General features: G+C 53.3%; 10 protein-coding genes. 6 read left to right on the plus strand and 4 right to left on the minus strand.

Annotation, left to right across the window (positions count from 1 at the left end; all coding sequences use genetic code 11):
• Positions 1 to 44: 44 nt before the first annotated feature.
• On the minus strand, positions 45 to 1,349 hold the full coding sequence (locus D7Z26_RS06075; RefSeq protein WP_120975172.1) for an aminotransferase class I/II-fold pyridoxal phosphate-dependent enzyme: 1,305 nt from the start codon (positions 1,347 to 1,349) through the stop codon (positions 45 to 47).
• Between the two features lie 102 nt (positions 1,350 to 1,451).
• On the minus strand, positions 1,452 to 2,078 hold the full coding sequence (locus D7Z26_RS06080) for a pyridoxamine 5'-phosphate oxidase family protein (protein ID WP_120975173.1): 627 nt from the start codon (positions 2,076 to 2,078) through the stop codon (positions 1,452 to 1,454).
• Positions 2,079 to 2,182: 104 nt separating this feature from the next.
• Between D7Z26_RS06080 and pdxR the strand changes: the two genes are divergently transcribed.
• Together pdxR and D7Z26_RS06090 are read left to right on the plus strand one after the other, a co-directional pair.
• Positions 2,183 to 3,766 (plus strand): MocR-like pyridoxine biosynthesis transcription factor PdxR, encoded by a 1,584-nt coding sequence (pdxR, locus tag D7Z26_RS27260; RefSeq protein WP_158602214.1) that lies wholly within the window; start codon positions 2,183 to 2,185, stop codon positions 3,764 to 3,766.
• Positions 3,759 to 4,544, plus strand: coding sequence for a helix-turn-helix domain-containing protein (locus tag D7Z26_RS06090; protein WP_120975174.1), 786 nt, complete (start codon positions 3,759 to 3,761; stop codon positions 4,542 to 4,544). Before pdxR ends, D7Z26_RS06090 begins: the two co-directional genes overlap by 8 nt.
• 94 nt (positions 4,545 to 4,638) lie before the next feature.
• Here D7Z26_RS06090 and asd read toward each other — a convergent pair whose 3' ends face one another.
• Both asd and D7Z26_RS06100 read right to left on the minus strand, forming a co-directional pair.
• On the minus strand, positions 4,639 to 5,427 hold the full coding sequence (asd, locus tag D7Z26_RS06095; RefSeq protein ID WP_120975175.1) for an archaetidylserine decarboxylase: 789 nt from the start codon (positions 5,425 to 5,427) through the stop codon (positions 4,639 to 4,641).
• 210 nt (positions 5,428 to 5,637) lie between these two features.
• Positions 5,638 to 7,017 carry an Nramp family divalent metal transporter gene (locus D7Z26_RS06100; RefSeq protein WP_120975176.1) on the minus strand — a complete coding sequence of 460 codons (1,380 nt, stop codon included), beginning with the start codon at positions 7,015 to 7,017 and terminating at the stop codon, positions 5,638 to 5,640.
• 333 nt (positions 7,018 to 7,350) lie between these two features.
• On the opposite strand from D7Z26_RS06100, the gene D7Z26_RS06105 reads away from it, so the two are divergent.
• The 4 genes from D7Z26_RS06105 (at position 7,351) to aepX (ending at position 18,309) form a co-directional block, all read left to right on the plus strand.
• Positions 7,351 to 13,914 carry a WIAG-tail domain gene (locus D7Z26_RS06105; RefSeq protein ID WP_158602215.1) on the plus strand — a complete coding sequence of 2,188 codons (6,564 nt, stop codon included), beginning with the start codon at positions 7,351 to 7,353 and terminating at the stop codon, positions 13,912 to 13,914.
• Between the two features lie 210 nt (positions 13,915 to 14,124).
• Positions 14,125 to 16,017 (plus strand): exosporium glycoprotein BclB-related protein, encoded by a 1,893-nt coding sequence (locus D7Z26_RS06110; protein ID WP_120975178.1) that lies wholly within the window; start codon positions 14,125 to 14,127, stop codon positions 16,015 to 16,017.
• Between the two features lie 101 nt (positions 16,018 to 16,118).
• Positions 16,119 to 17,192, plus strand: a complete 1,074-nt coding sequence (locus D7Z26_RS06115; RefSeq protein ID WP_199731665.1) for a glycosyltransferase — start codon at positions 16,119 to 16,121, stop codon at positions 17,190 to 17,192.
• 220 nt (positions 17,193 to 17,412) lie between these two features.
• Positions 17,413 to 18,309 carry a phosphoenolpyruvate mutase gene (gene aepX / locus D7Z26_RS06120; RefSeq protein ID WP_120975179.1) on the plus strand — a complete coding sequence of 299 codons (897 nt, stop codon included), beginning with the start codon at positions 17,413 to 17,415 and terminating at the stop codon, positions 18,307 to 18,309.
• Positions 18,310 to 18,466 lie beyond the last annotated feature (157 nt).

Raw genomic sequence — 18,466 nt, forward strand, 5'->3', positions numbered from 1 at the left:
AGGTCGACTGACCGAAGGGAACTGCCTTTTTTCCGTCGCTATGATTAGGCGTTGCCGGATGCTACGTCCAGCACGGCTTTATGGATACGGTCGAACAGATCTTCGAGGTTTTCTTCTTCGATACAGGAGAAGGCGACGCGCAAGTCTGTCGTGCCAAGGGCGATCGTTCCGACGCCGTATGCGTTCAGAAGACGTTGGCGAACGGTTTCCGCATCTACGGTCGCCAGCTTAAGGCACATAAAGTAACCGGAGTTGAACGGGTAGTAGCTCCATACGTCGCCGTATTTGCCGCTGTCCAGCAATTGCTTGACTTTGTTGGCGCGGCCTTTCATGATCTGGTATTTCTCTTCCTTCTGCGCTTGGAATTTATCCGAGGTAAGCGCGCGTAGGATGAACGTCTGCGACGGGTGCGGGCCGCTGGAGATGGTTGCGCGGATAATTCCGATCGTCTTCTGTTCCAGCGCGGACAGACTGGCTTCGGTTAGGCCGCCATAAGTAATGAAACCGACGCGGAAGCCCCATACGTATTCTTCTTTCGTCGCTCCGTCCACTTTCACGGCAAGTACGCGCTCATGCAGTCCGCTTAGTTGACCGAACAGCGATTCCTGCAAGGAGTTCTCGAAGAATAGTCCGAAGTAGGCATCGTCCGTAACGGCAACGACGTTAATTCCGGCTTCGGCGGCTTCGCGGATCGCGTCTACGATGTCGCGTCCTTCTTCGATGCCCGGCGTATAACCCGTCGGGTTAATCGGGAAGTTGAGCAGGACGATCGCTTTACCCCGATCTTTCTGTGCAAGAAGAGCGTCGCGCAAGCCGGCGGAGTTGAAGCGGTTATCCGCGTCGTACAGCGGGTAGTACACCATCTCGGCTCCTCGGCGCACGTTAAACGTCAGCTCGTAGTTTTCCCAGTTTTTGTCCGGGACGATCACCGCGTCGCCGGCTTCGGCGAACAGGTCGGCCACGATGCTCAGACCGTGCGTCAAAGCGTTCGTGACGACCGGTTGGCTAAGGTTTTTGCCATCGATGGAAGGGTTCTCTTCCAGCATTTTTTTGCGCCAGATGGCGCGTAACTCTGGTTTTCCCCCCGGAGGGGCATATTCGTAAATGTCCTTCGGATCGTACGCGGACAACGTTTCTTGAATGACTCCCAGGTGCATCGGTTTGCCCTTCTCGGTCGCGATGCCGATCGTGGCGTTGTAGACGTTGGCTTTCTGTTTGGCTTCGGCGGATTGGCTTAGAATGCCCAGCTTAGGCATGTAAATCGCTTTGCCAAGTCCGGAAAGCATCTCGGCTACGTGCGGATTGTCTCGGGTAAGCGTTTCGTTCAGTTGCTGTGCGAGCGGGTTCATAACTTCCATCCTTCCAATATTCATTAGGTGATATTATACACCATTGGAGGGGGGGCGTCATTGAAATCGAAGCGATTATTTGGAAAAATACTTTGGAAAAAGCTACTGTTTATGAATTGGACACTTTAATGCGCTGTCGCGAATGTGCTTTATCGTATCGAGGTCATTCGAGAGATCCCTTTCGCCTAATGCTTGAACGACCTGATCCCTGCGTTTTTCCGATAAATTTTGCCCGAATTTGAACTTTCCCGTCATCTCTAACGGATCGAGCCGCATGACGGCGACGCCTTTCAAAGAGGAAGCATAACGCTCGTCCTCGGCATCGATCGGCGCGTGACCGCCTTCCGGTTGCATTTGTCCCATTAAAGTATGCAACGCTGACGCTTTTTCCGCAGGGTCAGTCACTTGTTCGACATGGCCGCGAATACGGACGGAGCGAAAAAATACGGTAGCCGGGCAAGCTAGATACGGATCCGTGAAATAGGAAGGGATGAACGCATGCGCTTGATAAACGACGAATTCCGCCTTCGGATCGAGAGCTAGTCCCGCCATTTTTTCTCCATTCTTGCTGCCGTGGAAATAAATCGCCTCCCTATGATAGACGTAATTAAGCGGCACCGCTTTGGGCCAACCGTCCGTTCCGGCGAACGTCAGCACCCCGTCATGCTTCTCCGATAGGAAGCTCTCGCATTGCTCGCGATCTTGAACTTCGAATTCTTTCCTTCTCATTCGGTTTCTCCTCCAACTTCGCTTGGTTGAGGTTTAGTGTAAGGCGGTCATTGACAATAGAAAAGATCCAATTTACATTAAAATGACTAGTCCATTGCAAGAGGGTGACGAAACTGTTATCTCCGTTCGCGTATTCCGCCAAGCTAGACGAATGCGGCAGTAAACATCTTGCGCTTTATTTGGCCGTTAAAGAAGCGATCATCGAAGGAAAGCTCGCTCCGGGAGAACGATTGCCGTCTACCCGCAAGCTAGCCGAATTGTACGATCTATCCCGGGGAAGCGTGAGCGTGGCGTACGAGATGTTGACGGCGGAAGGCTTCGTTCAGGCGGGAATCGGACAAGGGACTTTCGTTACCGGTTGGGAGCAAGAGCAGCTCGGGATTACGGCCGATTCGGAGAAGGCGCGTTCCAACGGAGAGCAAGGATATTCCCGAGCGGCTCCAGCCTTAACGAAATGGGGAAGGCGCTTATCGGAGCTGCGAACGTTACCGGATCGGAACCGGTTAAGACATTCCGATTTTCCGCACGGGGAAGATGGCCAGGCCGGGATTTCCTTCGTTCCGGAAGGAGTCGGCACGGATTGGTTTCCATGGACGGAATGGAAAGCGGAGGTCGCGCAGCAGTGGAAAAAGACCGGAGCTTCATGGAGAAGCGACGCGCAAGCTACGGAAGGTAGCCTTTCTCTGCGGCAAGCAATCGCGGCCAGGCTGCGGCGCGAGCGGGGGATCGCTTGCGAGGCCGAGGACATCGTCATTACGGCGGGGGCGATGCAAGCGATCGCTCTCTTGTCCCAGCTATTGCTGGAGGAAGGAAGAACGGCGGTCATCGAGAATCCTTGTTATACGGGAATCCAGCGAGCGGTTCGCGCGACGGGCGCTCGCGTCATCGCGCAGGACGTGGACGCAAACGGAATCGTTCCGCTCGACTGGGATGCCGATTTGCTGTTCGTCACGCCGACGAGACAGTTCCCGACGGGCGTTGTCCTCAGCTATGAGCGTCGGCGGGCTTTATTGACTTGGGCGTCCAGGCGCAATGCTTGGATAATCGAGGACGACTACGACAGCGACTTCCGGTGGGGAGGGCGTCCGATCGAACCTCTGAAGTCGCTCGACAAGGAAGGCAGAGTCGTCTACGTCGGATCGTTCTCGCGGTCGATGAGCGTCGGCGTGCGAATCGGTTACGCGGTTCTGCCGAAGGAATTGTTAGGGCCGTTCGTGAAGGCAAAACGGCTGTACGATCCTCAACCGACGGGAATCGCGGAGCAGTTGGCGCTTTCCAACTGGATGTCGGAGGGCGGCTATGACCGATACATGCGAAGGCTGCGAAGAACCTACGGCAAGCTGGAGAACAAGCTGCGAACCGGACTCGATACCCGACTGGGAGGTTTGTTCGAAGCGGCTCCCGCCGACGCGGGTTTGCACGTGTATGCCAAGTGGAAGCGCGACGAAGAACTGTACGCCGAGCTTGCCGAAGAGTGCGCGAAACGGGGAGCAGTCTGGTTGGACGGCATGAAGTACGAGAATCGGATCGGCGAGTTGTCGGTGAAACCCGCGATATCAGCCGTATTCGGATTCGCTCATCTGACGGAGGAGCGAATCGAGAAAGGGTTGTCGACGATTTGCCATGCCGCGCAATGCTTAGGATTGATCGATTCCGACGAGGGGCAAGGAGGAAATGTTAATGCTTGAAATATCGCCATCATCGTTCAAGTTGCTACCGGCATTCGCCAAAATATCGTGCGAGCCGGGCTGGAAGTGGCAGAAGCGAGAAAAGCCGCTGGCGAATTATGATATTTTCTACGTATGGAGCGGGGAAGGAGAATTGTTCCTTAACGGCAAGCCTTATACTCTCGGCAAGGGCAGTTGCTTCCTGTTCCGTCCCGGCGATCATACGAGCGCGACCCATAATCCCCAGAAGCCGCTCGTGCTTACGTATATCCATTTCGATGTGACGGAGCCGGTGACGGATGTGCCCGCGTCATACCGCGTGCTTAACGAAACGTTCGATTTCGAGCATATGCTGGCCAAATACGTGCGCTTGTTTCTCGTTCGGACGTTCGCGGCGGAAATCGAAGCCCAACTGATTCTGAAACAGCTCATTATCCATCTGCTTCGCCACGATCGGGACGAGCCCGTCGAGCGCAAAGCGTCGAACCAATTAACGGAAAGCATCCGCGAGGTCGCTAATTACATCCAGCAGCATCCTAGCATCATTCACCGCGTCGAGGACCTAGGTAAACGCGCGGGATTGTCTCCGCGTTACTTCTCGATCAAGTTCAAGGAACTCATCGGCGTATCGGTGCAAACGTATATGATCCGCACGCGGATCGAGCGTGCCCAACATCTGCTCATGCATGCGGGAATGAACGTGACGGAAGTGGCCGACGCGCTCGGCTACCGCGATATCTTTTTCTTCAGTCGGCAATTCAAACAGTATACCGGGAAAAACCCGTCGGAGATTAGGTAAGCTGCCGCGCGAATAGGAAAAAGCTCGTCCGAGGGACGAGCTTTTTTGCAGTGAAATAAAGTTTTTTGGTCCTGCCAGGCCGCAATTGAGGAATCTAACGAACCGTCAAAGTGCCGAGTTTCTCGCCCATGACGACTTTGGATCCCGTCTTCAGATCGGAGCGCGGTACCAGGGTTCCGTCTTCGGTCAGAAGAACGATCGTAGAACCGAACTCGAAATAGGCGAGCTCGTCTCCGCGTCCAAGCGTCTTGGGCATCGGTTCCACGTATCGGATGCTGCTGACGTTTAGAGCTCCGACTTTTACGACGGCGGCTTCTCCGACATCATTGCGGATATAGGTGACGAGCCGTTCGTTGCGGGACAGCACTCGTCGCATCTTCGTAAGGCCGAATTCGTTAACCGGATATACGCGTCCGGGTATGTGCTCGGTTTCCACGATTTCGCCTTCGCAAGGCGAATGAATCCGATGATAATCGGTCGGGCTTAGATAGAGCACCCAGAAGTAGCCATGCCGGTATTGAGATAGCCGGGGAGATTCGTTCAGAAGTTCCTCGATCGTATAATCCTGGCCTTTAACTTGCAACAGCATCCCGTCTTCGATAACTCCGCAACCTGTAATGAGCGCGTCCACGGGGCTTACCAATGCGCTTGGAGTAGCGTCAATCGGTCGTCTGCCCGGCTTCAGCCTGCGCGTAAAAAAGTCGTTCAAGGATACGTATTCGTCGATTCTTTTCTCCGCGTCTTCGATGGGGATTTTATAGGTCGCGGCAAATCGAGCAATAAAACGGCGGCTAAAAGAAGATTTAGCGAAACGTCCCGTCATGCGGGACACGAATTTGCGTGAAGACAGTTCCGTCATCATGCGCAGCAGCCAACGAGTCATGCAGCCGAGCACTCCTTTGTTATTAAAATACATTCCCGTGAATTGTGACACATTGGTCGTTAAAGTGCAATAGCCGTGCATGGCAGGTAGATGCCATCACGATTTGACGATTGATCGTCGATGCCGTCACGATAAGCGGCTATTGCGAACGAAAGAAGCTCGATTCCAAGCCCCCAAGGGCGAGGAACGAGCTTCTTCGTGTATGAAAGCTTAGCCGAAAAGCGTGGTATACAGTAAATAGAGATTCAAGGACATGATGATAACCGCAACGACCCAAGCGAGAATGTTTAGCCACATCGGATTGGCGAATTTGCCCATTTTTTTCTTGTTGCTCGTGAACTGAACGAGCGGTACGACTGCGAACGACAACTGAAAGGAGAGGATAACCTGGCTAAGGATGAGCAGATCCATCGTACCGCTATCGCCGTACAGCGCCGTAACGATGACGGCAGGAATAATGGCGATCAAACGAGTAATCAGCCTCCGGAGCCACGGTGCGATGCGGATGTTCAGGAAACCTTCCATGACGATCTGGCCTGCAAGGGTTCCGGTTATCGTAGAGTTCTGGCCCGATGCCAAAAGCGCTACGCCGAACAGGATGGCCGCGAACGAGGAACCGAGCATCGGAGCGAGCAGGTGGTAAGCCTGATCGATCTCGGCAACGTCTGTTTTGCCCGCGGTATGGAATACGGCTCCGGCGAGTATTAGAATCGCGGCGTTAATGAATAAGGCGAAGAACAAGGCGATCGTCGAATCCCACGTGGAGAATCGAATGGCTTGCCGTTTGCCGAGTTCGGTTTGTTCATATTGACGAGTCTGTACAATCGATGAATGAAGGTACAGATTGTGCGGCATGACGGTCGCTCCGAGAATCCCGATGGCGATATACAGCATCTCGGGGTTGTTGATAATCTCGGAAGAGGGCACGAAGCCCTTCATCAAGTCTCCCATAACCGGGGCGGACCAGATCAGTTCGACCGCGAAGCATCCGGCGATTAAGACGATCAAGGCGATGACGAAAGCTTCCAAATACCGAAACCCTTTATTCTGAAGGAACAGAATAATTAAGACGTCCAAAGCGGTAAGTATGACGCCATACAAGATCGGAATGCCGAAGAGCAAATTGAGCGCGATGGCCGCTCCGATGACCTCAGCCAAGTCGCAAGCGGCGATTGCCAGTTCGCATAAAATCCATAAGCCGAAGTTGACCGGTTTACTGTAGCTATCGCGGCAAGCTTGCGCCAAGTCGCGTCCGGTCGCGATTCCTAGTTTGCCCGACAATGCTTGGAGTAGAATAGCCATCAGATTGGACATTAGAATGACGGATAGCAACGTATAACCGAATTGTGAACCGCCGGCGAGATCCGTCGCCCAGTTGCCGGGGTCCATATACCCGACGGCGACCATGTAGCCCGGACCCGCGAAGGCTAGAAATTTACGGAACGTAGAGCCGGTTTTTGGGATTTTGACGGTGCGGAAAGATTCCGGCAACGATGAAGTATCCCTTTCTCTGCGCCAACCGCCTTTTCTTGCGGGCTCGGAGTGAGCCGACGCAACGTGAGGCTGGGTAACGGCCAAATCATCTTGCATATGAAACACCTCTTTTTTTTGTCGTCGTGTTGTAGGTGGGAACAAGTGTAGCGTTAGGGACATTAATTTTCCCTAGGGCAAAACTTTCTGATGCTTATAATATACGCTCGATATTTGAAAAAGTAAACTGAAAACAAGAAAAAGTTTCCCTAGGGCAAAAATCGTTTGCTTGGAAGACTTGGTTCGGAAAACTAAACTCCCTGTCCCGTCCTGCCAGATCGAAAATAAGGCTCCGAAAAGGCGCAGGTTCGGAACAATCGCCCATCCTCGTGACGTGCCCATGGGTGAATGCATATGATACTGAAGATTTCCAAGCACAGGAAGGAGAGCGACATGAAAAAGAACAAGGCGAGCAAGACGACAAAATCACGCCGGCCGTTATATTACGTAGATAATCCTAATAAGTCCGAGCTGCAATGGCTGGATGACATACAAAAACCGGATGACAAGCCAATTAACGTTCACGGTTCGGCAGCAACGAAGCAACCGCCGGCGGAAGGCCAAGCAATCAGCAAGCAAGGGCATGCGAAGGGCAAGCCGGTCCAAGCAAACGGAAAGCAAGGGCAAGCGAACGCCGACGCGGCCGGTACATTCGGTCGTTCCTCGCAAAAGGCACCGGCCGCCAAGGCGCCGGCTTCGCCTGCTCAGGACGTTACGTTCGGCGAACCGATTATGACGGTTCCATCGGTTTCGGAGTATATTTCCACCCTTCAGGAGGCGGAGGAGATCGTCGCGATCGCCACGGCGCTTCCGCAAGCATCGATTCCGCCCGTCGCCGAATCTTTGCCGGTTCGGGATGTGCCGGATATTATCTCGGTAGTCGCATCAACGCAAACGGAGAGCACGCAGGAAACCGAAGCTATCGTCGCGTTATTGAATGAGGAATCCCCTGTCGGAGAAGCGACGGAATCCGCAACGGAAAGGGAAGAGCGCCATCGGAAGCTGGAAGAGAAGCGGATGCCCTCTCGTCCGGCTCCGATCGTCTACACGGACGATATCGCGGATGAAGCGATAACGAGCGATAAGTTGGCGCCATATGCGATTCGTGCCGTACATCTAGGGGCGGATTCCGTATCGACGGATTCGCTCGCGGATTTCTCCGTATCGGCGATCAAGCTTGCGGATGGGTCAGTTACTTCGTCGAAGCTGGCGCCGGAGTCCGTCATCGGAGACCATCTAACGAAAAATTCGATCTCCGGACAGAAGATTAGAGACCGGTCGATAACCGGGGAGAAGCTGCGGGATGGCAGCGTTTCGTCGGAGAAGCTGGCGGATCGGACGATCAGCTCGGACAAAATCGCTGAAGGATCGATCCATTCCAAGCATCTTAACGTGTCCGTCATCAGCTCCGAGCTGCTGCAGGATCAAAGCATTACAACGGAAAAAATACGCAGCGGCGCGATACGGAGCGAGAACCTGGCCAATGAAAGCATCGATACTTCGAAGCTTGGCGATGGCTCGGTTACGTCCTCCAAGCTGCGCGAAGGCGCGGTGACAAAAGATAAAGTGGCGCGAGGCGCGATCGAATCCTCGCATATCGCGAACGGAGTCGTGTTAGCCGACCATGTGGCCCTCGGCGTGTTGCAGGGAAAGCATATGGCTCCGCGCGCGGTCGCGTCGGAGCATCTCGAAGAAGGAGCGGTCGGAACTCGGGAGCTGTCCGATCGGTCCGTATCGGACAGCAAGCTGATCTTAAACTCGGTCCGGTCGGAACACTTGCGCGAGGGAGCGGTTCTTGGAAGCCATCTCGCTGAAACAGCCGTAGAAAATAAGCATTTGAAGGACGACTCGGTTACCGCGATCAAGCTTGCGGACCAATCCGTTACGACGCTTAAGCTAGTCGACCATTCCGTTACGTCTACCAAGATCGCGGATCAAAGCGTCGTTCCCGGAAAGCTTGCGGACGAAGCCGTATTGACGCGGCATCTGTCCAGAGGAAGCGTCGTTTCCGACAAGCTGGCGGAAGGAGCCGTGGAATCGCGGCATTTGGCCGAGAAATCGGTTGGGAATCTTCAGATTTCCGCGCTTGCAATCGGAAGAGAGCAGTTGCGAGACGGTTTGGTCGGTCCAGATCAGCTTGCGGGAAACGCTGTGCAATCCCTTCACGTGGCGGACGGAGCGATTGATTCCGCTCAGCTTGCGGACGGAGCGGTTCAATCCGCTAAGCTCGGAGATCATTCAATCAAGAGCCGGCACCTGGCATCTACTTCCGTTCATTCCGAGCACTTGGCCGCCGAAAGCGTGAACTCGGAGCAACTGGCTCCCGCTTCCGTTAAGCCTTACCATTTCGGAGCGGAAGCGGTAACTGGAGAGGCATTGGCATCGGATGCCATCGAAAGCCGGCATATTCGCAAAGGATCGGTGGAAGCAACCCATTTTAGCAATGCTTCAGTGAGTACGGCAGCCTTGCAGGTCGAATCGGTAACGGAGAAAAATATCGCTCCCGGCGCGGTCGGCGAACGCCAGCTCGGTATTCGTTCCATTTTCTCCCATCATCTTACAGATCACTTGATTACTTCCTTAAAGCTCTCCCCGGAGTGCGTATCGACGGATAAATTGGCCGACTTGGCGGTTACGTCCGCGAAATTGGGTGACGATAGCGTCACGGCGATTAAACTCGCCGAGAACGCGGTATTCGAGAAGGCTTTGCAGGAAGGCGCCGTGTCGGGACGGGTATTGGCCGAAGGAGCCGTTTCTTCCGATCACGTGAAGCCGGGTGCCATTGGACGCGCTCACCTAAGCGAGGGCTCGGTAACGTCGGATATTCTCGCGGACGGTTCGGTGAAATCCGGTAAACTCGGAGAGGGTACGGTCAAAGCGAAGCATATCGTCTCCAACGCGGTCGAAAGCCGACATCTTGCTGAGAATTCCGTACTGAGCTTACACTTGGCTGAGAATAGCTTGCGGGAATATCACTTTAACGACGGAATCGTTACGGCAAGCAAACTTGCGGCGAACAGCGTCGACGGTAGCAAACTGATGCCTGGTTCGGTAAAGGATGTGCATATCGCGAACCAATCGATTTCCTCCGTTCATTTGAAGGCAGACGTAATCGAATCCGTTCATTTGCGTGAAGGAGCCATCGGGGCGGCGCATTTGGCGATAAGCAGCGTGAAAGAATCGACGATCGCGGACAAGGCGATTACGTCCAATAAGTTAGCCAACGACAGCGTTACGGCTAAGAAGCTTGCTTCCCAGAGCGTAAACGGCGAGCATCTGCAGATCGAGAGCATCGGCGGCAAACATCTGAAATCGGAAGCGGTGCATGGGTTCCATCTCCGCAAAGGGACGGTGTCGATCTCTCATCTAGCTCCGGATTTGCTTGAGCTTGCCAAGAACGGCGAGCGTCGGATCGACTCGGAACGGTTGGAACCGAATGCGGTAAGTTCGGTGCATGTGAAAGATAAAACGATTACCAATGAAAAACTCGCGGACAGTGCGGTAACTGCGGCTAAGCTAGCGCCGGGTAGCGTCGGAACGGAGCATTTGGCCGCCGGCGCAGTCGCGAACGGCATTCTGGCTGATGCTAGCGTGACGGAGGAGAAGCTTGCGGACGGCGCGGTTGCAACAGGAAAATTGGCGCTTGGCAGCGTAGGAACGGAGCAATTGTCTGCTGGCGCGGTCGACACCGGCAATCTAGCCGATGCCAGCGTGACGGGCGAGAAGCTAGCGACAGGTTCGGTCTCTAGGGAGAAGCTGTCGGTAGACAGCGTTGGAACGGAGCAATTAGCGTTAGGGGCGGTTACGTCGAATATTCTCGCCGATGCGAGCATAACCACCGAGAAACTGGAAGACGGAGTCGTTAGCTCGGAAAAGCTGGCGGATGGCAGCGTAGGTACGGCGGCGTTGGCAATTGGCGGCGTAACGACGATGATCTTGTCTGATGGAAGCGTAACGAGCGATAAGATCCTGAATGCCGCGGTAACTTCGGAGAAGCTTGCGCTGGGCGGGGTAGGAACGGAACAATTGTCGGCGGGCTCAGTAACGGCGGAAATTCTGGCAAACGCGAGCGTAACGGGAGATAAATTGCTGAACGGCGCGGTTACTTCGGAGAAGCTTGCGCTGGGTGGGGTAGGAACGGAGCAATTGTCTGCGGGCGCAGTAACGACGGACATCGTTGCGGACGATAGCATAACCGGCGATAAACTCGTCGATGGTGCGGTCACATCGAATAAGCTGGGAGCAGGCAGCATCGGATCGGGTCATCTGGCGGCAGCCGCAGTCACTTCGGGCATTCTAGCCGACCTAAGCGTAACGGAAGCGAAGCTTATGAACGGCGCCGTTACGTCCGAGAAGCTAGCATATGGCAGCGTTGGAACGGAGCAGCTATCTGCAGGAGCGGTCACTTCCGACATACTTGCGGACTTAAGCGTAACTGGCGAGAAGCTTGCGGATGGCGCGATCGCAACAGGGAAATTGGCGCTTGGCAGCGTCGGGACGGAACAATTAGCCTCTTCGGCAGTAACCTCATTCATCTTGGCCGACTTGAGCGTAACAGGCGGGAAGCTTGCGATTGGCGCGGTAACCTCGGAAAAAATAGCGGAAGGCAGCGTAGGTACGGTACAGTTGTCAGCGGGCGCCGTTACTTCGGACATCGTTGCCGATGGCAGTATTACGACGGATAAGCTGGTCGACGGAATCGTCACGACCGACAAACTTGCCGGAGGCAGTGTCGGCACGAGCCAACTGGTCGACGGCGCGGTTACTTCCGAAATATTGGCGGACGGAGGCGTAACGGCTTCAAAACTAGCAGCGGGAGCGGTCACGTCGGATAAATTGGCCAGAGGTAGCGTCGGAACGGATCAGTTGTCAGCGGGCGCGGTCAGTTCGGGAATTCTGTCGGACGGTTCCGTGACAAGCGAGAAGCTAGCGAATCGTTCAATATTGGCCGAGAAGCTGGCATTCGGAAGCGTCGGAACGGAGCAACTGACGGCAAACTCGGTCTTAACCGACAAATTGGCGGAGGATAGCGTCACGAGTTCCAAGCTGGCTACGGGCTCGGTAACGGCCGAAAAGCTGGCACATGGCAGCGTGGGTACGGAGAAGTTGGCGGATGGCGCGGTAACTTCGAACATTCTGGTTGACGCTAGCGTGACGAGCGAGAAGTTGGCTAACGGGGCTGTTGTTGCGGAAAAACTGGCTGCAGGAAGCGTTGGAACGACGCAGTTGGCTGACTTCGCGGTCAACGAGTATATTCTGGCGGATGGCAGCGTTACGAGCGAGAAACTGCTAGATGGAGTAGTGACGACGGATAAGCTGGCAGGCGGCAGCGTAGGCACGAGCCAACTGACGGATGGAGCGATTACGGACAATAAATTAGCGGATGGCAGCGTGACGACTTCGAAGCTTTCCGATGGATCGGTTACGACGGAGAAGCTTGCGAGGGGAAGCATAGGCCCGAGTCAGTTAGCGGACGGCTCGGTCATCTCGAATATTCTAGGCCCTAGAAGCGTAACTACGGAGAAGCTAGCGAACTCGGCGGTATCGTCCGAGAAGTTAGCATTCGGTAGCGTCGGTTCGCCTCAGTTGGCGGATGGTTCGATCACTTCGGCTAAGCTTGCGATCGGCACTGTTTCCTTTGAGAATCTAGCCCCTTCCTTAGTCCAGTTCTTAACTTACGTCGGAGAACCGATTACGGAAGAGCGGTTGCAGGATGGTTCCGTTAGCTCGGTTAAGCTGGCGAAAGATGCGGTAGGAACGGAGCAACTGGCGTTCGGATCGATCACGAGCGATAAACTAAGCGAAGGTTCTATCGGGACGGTTCAATTGGCGCCGGGAGCGGTGAACGCGGAGAAGATCGGGGTTCGTAGCGTAAGCTCGTCTCACATTATTCCACGCTCGATTCTCGGGTATCATCTTGGGGAACAAACGATTGCCTCTAACCACTTCAAACCGCAATCCGTGACGGAAACGCAACTGGCGGACGGTAGCGTTAGTCTCTCAAAGCTTTCGACCGACGTGAAACACTTATTAGATGAACTGCAGCAATTGCCATCGCAATCGAATTCGATTGAGCCGTTAGAGATCGTTACAAAGCTGGAAGTCGGCAGCGTGACGAGCGAGCATTTGGCCGATGGCAGCGTGAGCGGGTCGAAGCTGGAAGTCGGCAGCGTGACGAGCGAGCATTTGGCTGATGGCAGCGTGAACGGGTCGAAACTGGAAGTTGGCAGCGTGACGAGCGAGCATTTGGCCGATGGCAGCGTAAGCGGGTCGAAGCTGGAAATCGGCAGCGTGACGAGCGAGCATTTGGCCGATGGCAGCGTGAGCGGATCGAAGCTGGAAGTCGGCAGCGTGACGAGCGAGCATTTGGCCGATGGCAGCGTGAGCGGGTCGAAGCTGGAAATCGGCAGCGTGACGAGCGAGCATTTGGCTGATGGCAGCGTGAACGGGTCGAAACTGGAAGTCGGCAGCGTGACGAGCGAGCATTTGGCCGATGGTAGCGTGAACGGGTCGAAGCTGGAAGTCGGCAGCGTGACGAGCGAGCATTTGGCCGATGGCAGCGTGAGCGGATCGAAGCTGGAAGTCGGCAGCGTGACGAGAGAGCATTTGGCAGATGGCAGCGTGAGCGGATCGAAACTGGAAGTCGGCAGCGTGACAGGCGATAAGCTTTCTTTCATCCCCTTGGTCGCGCAAATGCCCGGTATCGGTTTACTGTATGGGAATCTGCCTTACGCATTTCAAGGAGGAATGGAATCGATACGCTTGACAGTTGCGTTTTCTGTTCCTTTTGCAGAAAATGCCTATACTTTGCTCGCGATGACCGATCATCCTTCCTGTAGTTGCATACTCGGAGCCAAGGGCGATAATGAAGCCGAACTCATTGTTTTCCGGACGCAACTGGGGCCAGAGCCTAAAGGAATCATCCAATGGATCGCCATCGGCCGGCAAGCGAACTGAATTCATCCTATGAAGACCAGCGGTGCCGATAATACTCGGCACCGCTTTTGGCTTGCTTTGGGATAGCCGTAGGAGGCAAAGCTTCAATTCTATGAAAGATAGTTATTAATCGGAGTATATCAGCCGTCTCTAGTAGATTACTTATTACATACATTGAACGAGAAAGGAGGAGACAAGCAATGATAAAAAGCTTGAAAGTAGGGAGAGTCTATGTATAGCAAGTGGTGTCCTGATTGCGAGCAAATTCCATGTCAATGTAATGAACTAATCTGCAATAAATGCGGGGAAAGAAATTGTCGTTGCAAGCAAGATATCAACGTTACTGTTAAACCAAAGCAAATCGTAAATATCAATGTACCAACAGGAGCAACCGGAGCAACAGGAGCAACCGGAGCAACCGGAGCAACTGGGGCAACCGGAGCAACAGGAGCAACCGGAGCAGGAGCAACCGGAGCAACAGGAGCAACAGGAGCGACAGGAGCGACAGGAGCGACAGGAGTAACAGGAGTAACAGGAGCAACCGGAGATCCAGGGGTAACCGGAGCAACCGGCGCAACCGGAGATCCGGGGGTAACCGGAGCAACCGGAGCAACCGGAGATCCGGGGGTAACCGGAGCAACCGGCGCAACCGGAGCAGGAGCAACAGGAGCAACCGGAGCAACAGGGGCAACAGGAGCAACCGGAGCTACTGGAGCGACCGGACCGGGAACAGGAGCAACCGGACCAACCGGTCCAACCGGGGCAACGGGGGCTACAGGGGCAACAGGCGATCCGGGCGTAACCGGGGCAACAGGAGCAACGGGAGCAACGGGAATAACCGGGGCAACAGGGGCGACAGGAGCAACAGGAGCAGGAGCAACAGGAGCAACAGGGGCTACCGGAGCAACGGGAGATCCAGGAGCAACGGGGGCAACCGGAGCAACCGGAGCTACAGGAGCAACTGGACCAGGAACAGGAGCAACCGGACCAACCGGACCAACCGGAGCAACGGGGGCAACAGGTGATCCGGGCGTAACCGGCGCAACAGGTGCAACAGGTGCAACAGGAGCAACAGGAGCAACCGGAGCAACCGGGGCGACAGGCGATCCGGGCGTAACCGGTGCAACAGGAGCAACGGGAATAACCGGAGCAACAGGCGATCCGGGCGTAACCGGTGCTACAGGTGCAACAGGAGCAACCGGCGCAACAGGAATAACAGGTGCAACCGGAGCAACGGGGGCAACAGGTGATCCGGGTGTAACCGGCGCAACAGGTGCAACCGGAGCAACGGGAATAACCGGAGCAACCGGAACAACGGGGGCAACGGGAATAACCGGTGCAACCGGAGCAACCGGGGCGACAGGCGATCCGGGCGTAACCGGTGCAACAGGTGCAACAGGAGCAACGGGAATAACCGGTGCAACCGGAGCAACCGGGGCGACAGGCGATCCGGGCGTAACCGGTGCAACAGGTGCAACAGGAGCAACGGGAATAACAGGCGCAACCGGAGCAACAGGAGCAACCGGCGCAACAGGGGTAACCGGAGCAACGGGAGCAACGGGTATAACCGGAGCAACGGGAGCAACGGGAGCAACCGGAGCAGGCGCAATCATTCCGTTTGCATCGGGCCTTCCGACGGCACTGACTACTGTGCTAGGAGGATTACTTGGTACGACGAGCTTGGTCGGATTTGGAAGCTCCGTTACGGGTGTTTCTATCCTCACCAGCGGTGACATTGATCTGACTGGGGCCGGAGGCACGCTTCTAAACTTCTCTTTCTCAGTACCGAGAAAAGGAACAATTGATTCAATGGCGGCGTATTTTAGCACAACAGCTGCTTTGAGTCTTCTAGGAACAACAATTACGATAACGGCCCAACTCTATAGCTCGGCTACGCCTAATAATATTTTCTCACCTATTCCCGGAGCTATCGTGACGTTAAGTCCGCCTCTTACAGGGACGCTAGCGCTTGGAACGATTAGTAGCGGGACAGCCTCTGGGTTGGGAATTACGGTGTCGCAAGGTACGCGTCTTCTAATGGTATTCTCCGCAAACGTAACAAGCGGTCTTTCAATTGCTACTACGATCGCAGGTTATGCGAGCGCAGGCGTCGATATTAGTTAGTTAACGAAATTCGTGCTTCTGGAAAAAGGGATTTTCTACTCCGATTCCAGAAGCATTTTTTTAAGGAGTTATGTGATTCTTTTTTTTCGGGAGTGAACAAATTGATTAAACTAAGCCTTTGCATGATTGTAAAGAATGAGGAAGAGGTTATTGGAAGATGTCTGAAGTCGGTTCATGAGGTTGTTGATGAAATCATCATTGTCGATACAGGCTCGACCGATCGAACGAAAGAAATTTGTTCGGAGTACACCGAAAAAATTTACGATTTCGAGTGGATTAATGATTTCGCGGCTGCCAGAAACTTTGCATTCAGTCTTGCAACGATGGATTATCTTTTTTGGCTGGATGCAGATGACGTTCTGCAAACAGAAGATTCCGAAAAAATAAGGGAACTAAAAGAGACGCTCGACCCGACGATCGATTCCATTACCATGGTATATTGCTTAGCTCAAGACGAACAAGGCAATATGACCTCTAGCAATAGGCGAAATAGAATCGTAAAAAGATTAAATCATTTCCAATGGCGCGGTTTCGTACATGAGTATCTCGAAGTTGGAGGAAAGATCAGTAACAGCGATATCGTCGTTTATCATAAACCGATGAAATCTCATGTTTCTGATAGGAATCTTACGATATATAATTCTCGTCTGGAAAGAGGAGATCATTTTTCTCCGCGTGATTTATATTATTTCGCAAACGAATGTTTGGACCATAGATTGTATGAGCAAGCGGTAGAATACTATGAAAAATTTTTGGATACGAATCAAGGGTGGATCGAAGATAAAATAGCCGCCTGCGGAAAATTGGCCGATTGTTTTCATCATTTAGGCAATAAAGAACGGGAAAGCTATTACACGCTCAAGTCTTTTGAATACGATACCCCGCGTGCGGAGTTTTGCTGCAGGATGGGATTCGGTTTTATGCAACAAAACGAGTGGGAAAAGGCTGTATTCTGGTATAGGCTCGCTTCCGAGATGACAAGACCTAACGACAACTGGGGTTTCTTCAATCATGCATGCTGGACGTGGCTGCCTCATCTCCAACTTTGCGTTTGTTATTATCGTTTGGGCGAATATCTACAAGCTTATAAACATAATGAAATTGCCCGTCAATATATCCCTGACAATGAAAAAGTTTTGTTCAATCGGCGTCTTTTGGAAGGGTTATTGAACTAAGAATGAAGACGAGCACACTTCCGAAATATTAAAAATACGCTTTGCTCGCGCCACCAAGCTCAAGAGGCTTGGTGGTGTTTTATTGAAGATGAAGTGAAGGCCGAGAATCGAAATTTTGGGAAAGTAGACGAATTGCCAATGCAATGCAACATGCAAGTTCATATTTCTAAAGACATAGCCGGAAAAGTTGATTGAAAGATCGAGGAGAGGAATGACTTTAATGAATAAATCGACCGAATTGAAGCGGATGATCCAGTCCCCGACAACGGACTATATCATGGAAGCCCATAACGGCTTGTCCGCGAAAATCGCAGAGGAGGCCGGTTTTAAAGGGATTTGGGCCAGCGGACTTTCGATAGCCGCCTCCATGGGCGTTAGAGACAACAATGAAGCTTCATGGACGCAGGTGCTGGATGTGTTGGAATTCATGAGCGATGCAACAACAATCCCGATTTTGCTGGACGGCGATACGGGATACGGAAACTTTAATAACGCAAGAAGATTGTTGCGAAAATTGGAGCAGCGCCAGATTGCCGGGGTATGTATCGAGGATAAGCTGTTTCCCAAAACAAACTCTTTTATTAAAGGCGAAGCGCAGCCTCTTGCGCCCATCGATGAGTTTTGCGGCAAAATAAAAGCCATGAAAGATGCCCAAGACAATTCGGATTTTGTGGTGGTGGCGAGAGCGGAAGCTTTTATCGCGGGTCATGGACTCGATGAAATGCTAAAGAGGGCAGAAGCTTACCGGCAATCGGGAGCGGACGCCATTCTTGCTCACAGTAAAAAATCGGATATCGGCGAAATAGAAGCATTCATGAAAGAATGGAGCAATAGACTTCCTGTTGTTGTCGTTCCTACAAAGTATTATATGACTCCCAAAAACCGCTATCGGGAATTAGGGATCAATATGGTCATATGGGCCAATCACAATTTAAGGGCATCGGTGAAGGCCATGCAGAAAACGAGCAGAAAATTATTCAAAGAGGAAAGCCTCATCCAAATCGAAAATAAAGTAACCCCCCTCGAAGAAATATTTCGCCTGCAAAACGCGGAGGAGCTTCAATTAGCGGAAGAAAAGTATCTTACTGCCGTTCCAGTTAAGAATGAAAGCGAATAGGAGCAAGAGGTATGGACAAACATGCGTGGGAAACCGTGTCGTTCTTCGAAGGCACGGTTTATTTAAATTCGCTAATAGGTTTGCGGATTTCTTGGCTTTTCCACGTTTGTCTAACACACAGCTGTCCCTTCTCGCATTAACTGGAGCAAAACCCAAG

Source organism: Cohnella endophytica (assembly GCF_003628305.1).
In the GTDB taxonomy this organism is placed as follows: Bacteria; Bacillota; Bacilli; order Paenibacillales; family Paenibacillaceae; genus Cohnella; species Cohnella endophytica.